General features: G+C 67.3%; 5 protein-coding genes and 2 pseudogenes. 1 reads left to right on the top strand and 6 read right to left on the bottom strand.

Annotated elements, in window-relative coordinates; genetic code table 11:
- Positions 1–101 precede the first annotated feature (101 nt).
- The 4 genes and pseudogenes from ACFYXH_RS40965 to ACFYXH_RS40980 form a co-directional block, all read right to left on the bottom strand.
- Entirely contained in the window at positions 102–2,015 is a 1,914-nt protein-coding gene (locus ACFYXH_RS40965) for a recombinase family protein (protein WP_389574555.1), read from the bottom strand.
- The gene (locus ACFYXH_RS40970; RefSeq protein WP_389574558.1) at positions 2,012–2,350 is read right to left on the bottom strand and encodes a hypothetical protein; all 339 of its coding nucleotides are present in this window, start codon (positions 2,348–2,350) and stop codon (positions 2,012–2,014) included. The genes ACFYXH_RS40965 and ACFYXH_RS40970 overlap by 4 nt, the downstream gene beginning before the upstream one ends.
- Complete coding sequence (locus ACFYXH_RS40975) at positions 2,347–2,799, bottom strand: hypothetical protein (RefSeq protein ID WP_389574561.1); 453 nt, start codon at positions 2,797–2,799, stop codon at positions 2,347–2,349. Before ACFYXH_RS40975 ends, ACFYXH_RS40970 begins: the two co-directional genes overlap by 4 nt.
- A 280-nt stretch (positions 2,800–3,079) precedes the next feature.
- A pseudogene (locus ACFYXH_RS40980) lies at positions 3,080–3,478 on the bottom strand (ATP-binding protein); the annotation flags it as partial.
- A 378-nt stretch (positions 3,479–3,856) separates the two neighbouring features.
- Here ACFYXH_RS40980 and ACFYXH_RS40985 point away from each other — a divergent pair.
- Complete coding sequence (locus ACFYXH_RS40985; protein ID WP_389574564.1) at positions 3,857–4,039, top strand: hypothetical protein; 183 nt, start codon at positions 3,857–3,859, stop codon at positions 4,037–4,039.
- A gap of 158 nt (positions 4,040–4,197) precedes the next feature.
- Here the strand turns inward: ACFYXH_RS40985 and ACFYXH_RS40990 are convergent.
- A pseudogene (locus ACFYXH_RS40990) lies at positions 4,198–4,547 on the bottom strand (hypothetical protein); the annotation flags it as partial.
- 54 nt (positions 4,548–4,601) lie between these two features.
- The coding region (locus ACFYXH_RS40995; RefSeq protein ID WP_389574567.1) for a hypothetical protein at positions 4,602–6,000 on the bottom strand (1,399 nt) is incomplete at its 5' end.

The raw sequence follows: 6,000 nt of genomic DNA on the forward strand, positions 1-6,000 counted from the left end.
CAGATCCAAGGTCGGCAGCAGTGCCAGCACCCGGCTATTACGCGTCAGCCGCATCGCGGAATGCGCGGCAATGGACGTCTTTCCCATGCCGCAGGCGGCAACTACCGTGGCCCGCAGCCCATGACGCGGAATATGCCTGAACTGTGGAAGTCGGGTTGGAAGGTGTCCGCGTACGAGTTCATCCAGAACGGAGTACGGGCTCGCGTGCAGAGTTCCGGAGAGGGCTGCTCTCTCTTGGAGAGAGGTTGTGCAGATCGCTCAGATGGGTGCGGGGCCGAAGCCGGAACGGCTTCGGCCCCGCGGTGGTGTTGACGGGCGGTCAGGATTCTGCAGCAGTCATGTCCTGCAGGGCGGTAACGTGGTCCTTGAGGCGATAGCCGTTGCCGTTGATGCTCACCAACGGAACGCAGACGGTCTTGGCTGGACAGTGCGGGGTGGAGAGGCCGGGGATCGGGTGGCGCGGGCTGGTGAGGCGGTTCGTCGAGTGGGATCCGTAGCTGGATCTTGACGTGCCAGCCGGTGACTTCGATCTGTTCGATCACCAGGCGAAGGAGGTTCTGCTGCTGGTCGAAGTCGAGGGTGTCGATGCCGATGCGGGCCCGTTGGGCGAAGTTGGTGATCCGGTCGTGCAGTTGGCCGGCCTGGGCGAGTTCGTGGCGTCGGGCGGCGAGTGCGTCTCGTCGCTGGGTCAGGTCGCGGGAGCGGTGGTCGATGGCAGTGGCGCGTCGCAGCAGGTCGGGGAGATCGATCAGTCCGGCCTGGTAGAGATCGGCCAGGCGGCTCCGTTCGGCCTGGGCAGCGTGGAGCTTGCGGCCGAGGGTGGCCAGTTCCCGGGCCAGTACCTCGTCGCTGGATGTTTTCTCGGCGGTGGCGTGCTGGCCGGCCAGGAGGGTCTCGGGACGCAGGAGGGCGTCGTGGACCTGCGCGATGACGAAGGCGTCCAGGACATCGGCCCGGATGTTGCGCTCGGTGCAGCGGCGGTCACTGCCGCCGGCCCGGACCGGGTCGTGGTTGCGGCAGTAGTAGTAGCGGTGCCAGGCGCCGTTACGGCCACGCATCTTGTGGCAGTTGGTGCCCACGCGGCAGGAGCCGCATTTGACCAGGCCACGCAGCATCCACTGGCCGGGTTCGGTCCGGCGCGGGCTCCACTTGCTGTTGTCCCGGGTGACACGGCCGACTGCGGTGAACGCCTCCTGGGCGACGATGGCGGGCACCGTGATGGCGATCCACTCCTCGCGGGGCCGGGGGACCTGACGTCGATGGTGGCCAGGCCCGGGACCAGGGACGACCTCAGTGCGGTTGAAGTAGACCTTGCCGATATATGCCTCGTTGCGCAGAACCCGGGCGAGGGTGGAGGTGCCCCAGATGCCGTTCCCCTTCCTCGGGGTGGGAACGTGATCGGCGGCCAGGCCGCGGGCGATCTGACGCATCGAGAGGTCCCGCACCGTGTAGTCCTCGAAGATTCGGCGGACCACAGCAGCCTCCGGCTCGAAGACCTCCAGATGGGCAGGCGTCTCGCCCTCGCGGGGAAGGCGCCGGTAGCCGTAGGGCGTCTTCCAGGAGACCACCTCGCCGGCCCGTGAGCGGAAGAGCTTCCCGCGCCGGTAACGTTCGGCGATCTTGGCCCGTTCGTACTCGGCGATCACGCCCTGGACCTGAGTCAGCAGGACGGCCTGCGGATCATCCGTGATCGGCGGAGCGTCGGTGAACTGCACCTTCACCTGCAGACGGGCCAGCTCGTCCAGGACGACGACCTGGTAGGCATAGATACGGGCCAGCCGGTCCGGGGACAGGCACCACACCCGCTCGAACAGCCCGGCCTCGGCCGCGTCCCGCAGTGCGTCCAGGCCCGGCCGGTCCAGCCGGGCACCCGAACAGCCGTCATCGGTGAACTCCGCGACCAACTCGTCACCCTCAGCGGCCACCCGCTCATGCAGCAGGGCCAGTTGGGACCCGATCGTGCCACGGGCCTGCTGGCCCTCGGTGGACACCCGCGCATAGAGGGCCGCTTTCACCGCGCCCGCCTCCCCGCCCACTCGCTTCCGCGATCCAGTTGATCGGCAGAGTCCAGCAGCACCGCGAACACGGCGGCGAGGGTATCGGTCCGCGGATCGCGGTGCGGCGTCCACGCCGGCCTGCGTGCGCCGGACAACTCGGCGCGGAAGGTGCTCTCACCGCCCGGCCATGCGATCAGACCGGGCAGTCCCCGGCGTGTGAAGCGGGCCGCCATCAGCGACGACGGCAACTGCCCGTACTCAAGCACATGGCTCCGCAGCATCTCGTATTCGGCCTGCGCATCCTCGCCCGGCAGCGGGAACCAGCCCTGCCCCCACGGGCCGGCCCAGATCATGGCCGCTGGATCCGTTCCACCGTGCGCCGGTGCAGCACCACACCGAACTGCCGCTCCACCTCGTCGGCCAGCACCGCCCCCGAAGCTCCCACCGGCGCCGACCGGATGAAGGCCACAATCTCCTCGGTGACCTTGACCTTGACCTTGACCTTGACCTTGACCGGGCCGTGTCGTCCCGGCCTGCCGTCCAGCAGACCCGTCATGCCCGCCCGTTCGAAACCTGCCTTGACCAGGTAGAACACAGACCGCGAGTAACCGTGGGCCGACGCCGCGTCGCTCACGTTCCACCTGTCGACCGCGTGTGCGCGCAGCATCTCGTACTTGACCTGGACCTTGTCCTGAGCCAGGAAGAACCCGCCCTCGCGGAACAGCAGCGCGCTCACCGCCGCCGCCTGCGGGTGCACCAGTCCGGCGGCTTCCAGGGCCTTCAACCTCGTCGGTTCGCTCACTGGCCCCGCCTCCTGCTTCGGACGGTAGGGCAACCGCCAGCCTGTGTCGACCGTTTCCCGCCGCAACCCTCCAACACGCCCCGACTGCCCACGGCGCACGCCCCGTTGACGGCGGCAGACCTCGAACGCCATGGTCCTCGCGCGGTGCATCCCCCTGAACACAGCGGTGGCGATCACTACACATCTGGGACCCTCTCAACGATGGGCCGTCGAAGACGTCGACGGTGCTCAGGACGTGAATACAGCCCCTCCACCGGCTCCTCGGATGCCAGCGTGACCGTCAAGTACAGCTTTGCGTTCCGTTGGTGCCGACGATGCTGCAGTGGTGCAGGAGGCGGTCGAGGATCGCGCCGGCCAGGACATCGTCACCGAAGTACTGGCCCCACTCCGTGAAGGTCTTGTTCGAAGTCGGAACAATTGAGCCCTTCTCGTAGCGTTTCGCGACGACCTGGAAGACCAGATTCGCCTCGTCGCGTCCGAGAGGCTGGTAGCCGACCTCGTCCAGGACCAGGACGTTGGGCCGCAGGTAGACCTGCATTTTGCGGGTCAAACGACCAATGCCGTCGGCGGCTTTGAGGTTGCGGACCATGTCGTCGAGGGTGGTGAAGTAGATCGAGTAGCCGGCCCGGCAAGCGGCGACCGCGAGCCCCACGGCCAGGTGTGTCTTGCCTACTCCCGGAGTGAAGGCGATCGACTGCAACATCTTCGTGCGGTCTTGCCGTGTGAGGTGAGGGTCGTCGCGGAGACGCATCCGTTGTTCGGAAAGCTGCTGCCGGCGAAGTCGTTCAAGCGGTGGAACGGCGTGTTGCTGCTGGTGGTCGACCTGCCGGACGGCTCACCTGGCACGATCCGAGCGGACGTCACCGATGTCATGGCCCGGGACGGAGGCCGTCGGGGGCGACGTGGTGCTGGATGCGGCCGGGCTGCGGGAGCTCTATCGGCTCGTGCGCCAGCTGGCGACTTCACACAACGTGGCTATCTGATCACGAAAGCACAAGTAGGTCCCCTCGTCCTGATCGCGCTGACGATTCGAGAGAGGCGAACCCACTTGCGTGCCATGAGAGTAGCGCCCCCATGCCAACTTTCCCTCGGCCTGGGGGATGTACCAACGCCGCAGGGCCGCTGGCAGGACCTTCCCGAGGCCGCCCGCGCCCAGGCCCTCGTGCTGCTGGCCAGGCTGATCGCCCGTGGCGCCCTCACCGACGCCGACGACGGTTCGGGGGCCGGCGATGAACGCTGAGTCGTCGCCTGCGGTGCTGGGTCCGGCCCTGCTGTTGTCGGTGGACAAAGTCCGAACCACCCACCGCTCCAGAGACGCGTACGTATATGTGCGTCAGTCCACCCCGTCCCGGGTCATCCACCACACCGAGTCGCTGGCCCGCCAGTACGAACTGCGCGAACGCGCCGTCGCGTTGGGCTGGCCCAGGAGCGGACGTTGGTGGTGTAGCCGCAGATCAGCAGCCGCACCATCAGCCTCGGGTCGTAGGGCGGATGGCCGCGCTTTTCGGGTAGTCCACCAGGACCGGTCCCAGGTTGAGTACCTCGTCGACGAGGTCGGCGACGATGCGGGCCGAGTGCCCCTCGGGCAGCCAGTCGTCCAACGACGACGACGGCGGCGGCGGCAGGACCTGATGCGGGTCGAAGGACCGGAACCGCTTGTCCACCGCCGCCGGACGGCCCTGCGGCTGCCTCCCTTTCCAGTCGCCCAACCTCGAAGAGCCCGTCCTCGCCACGCATATCGGGATCATCTCGTACGAACAATCCCGATCTACGTCAGGGGTATCGGTTACTGACCCACGCTCCTAGCCGCTGCAGCCGGTGACGATGACGGGGCTTTGGAGGCAGTTGGTGGGGGTGTTGCCGGTGATGGTGTTGCCGGTGGCGGTGGTGAATTGGGTTTCGGTGTAGATGCCGCCGGGTGCGGGCGCGGCGGGGGCGGTGTTGTCGGTGACGCTGCTGGTGGTGAGGGAGATGGCGGCGTCGGTGTTGTAGATGCCGGCGCCGCGGGATCCGGTTCCGGTGACCGTGTTCCCGGTGACGGACGAACTCGTCACGGCCACAGTGGTCACGGTGGGGGTGGTGGCCTTGTCCTCGGTGTAGATGCCGCCGCCGTTGGAGTACTGGCCGGAGGCCAGGTTGCCGCTGACGACGCTGCCATTTTGCAGGGTGAGAGAACCGTCGAGGACCGCGATGCCGGCACCTTCCCCGTTGGCGCCGAGGAGCTTGTTTCCGGTTACCGTGACGTTGTTCAGCACGGTGGTGCCGCCGTCGATTTCGATACCGCCCCCGTCGGGGGTGCCAGATCCGGTGACGGTGTTGCCGGCGATGGTGGAGTTCGTGACGGTGAGGTTCGCGGCGCTGAAGAGGCCTCCGGCAGATCCGTTGGTGACTCTGTTGTCGCTGATCGAACTGCCGGTGATGGTGACGGTCCCGCCGTCGAGGTCCAAGCCACCGCTGTACCGAATGCCCGTGTTGTTCTTGATGGTGCTGTTCGTGATGGTGAGGGTCTCGGCGTCGCTGTCGGTGTTGATGCCGCCGCCGTAGACCTGCGCCCGGTTTCCGGAGACGGTGGCGCCGGTGAGGGCGACCGTTCCTTCGGCATCGACACCCCCGCCCTGGCCATCGCTCGAGTTGTCGTTGATGAGGCTGTCGGTGAGGGCGGTGGTACCGCCGCTTGCGACGCTGATGCCTCCGCCGTCGTCGTCGGTGTGGTTGCCCTGGAGGGTGAGCGTGTCCGCGGTGAGGGCTCCTCCGTTCTGCACCAGGATCCCGCCGCCGCTGTCGCCGCCGGTGAGGGAACCGTTCATGACGGTGAGGTCGTTCACGGTCAGGGTGCCGCCGGAGGCGATGTCGAGGATCCGGAACTCGGTGGCCGCGGTGGTGGCGCGGCGGATGGTGGCATTGTGGCCGTTGATGGTGACGGCGTCGGTGATGGGCGGCAGGCCGTCGACGCCGTCATAGGGCGCGGTGAGGTCGTAGACGCAGTACGGTTCAAGTGCCAAAGTGCCGCCGCCGCCAGTGTTGACCGCGTCAATCGCCGCGATCAGATCGCTACTATCACAATCCACATCCACCGTGGTGGAGATTGTCACGGTCACCGGGAGGCCGGTGAAGGTGCCCGCGGTGGGAGTGAAGGTGTAGGTGCCGTCCGGGATCGCCGTGGCCGCCGAGCACGACCAGTCCCCCGACCCGTCCACGGTA

Origin of the sequence: Streptomyces sp. NPDC002730 (assembly GCF_042888805.1) — a bacterium.
Classification (GTDB): Bacteria; Actinomycetota; Actinomycetes; order Streptomycetales; family Streptomycetaceae; genus Streptomyces.

Bases quoted from the DNA above. Each gene is read 5' to 3' on its own strand.
- ACFYXH_RS40970 (WP_389574558.1), bottom strand. From the start codon at position 2,350: ATGATCTGGGCCGGCCCGTGGGGGCAGGGCTGGTTCCCGCTGCCGGGC.
- ACFYXH_RS40985 (WP_389574564.1), top strand. From the start codon at position 3,857: ATGAGAGTAGCGCCCCCATGCCAACTTTCCCTCGGCCTGGGGGATGTA.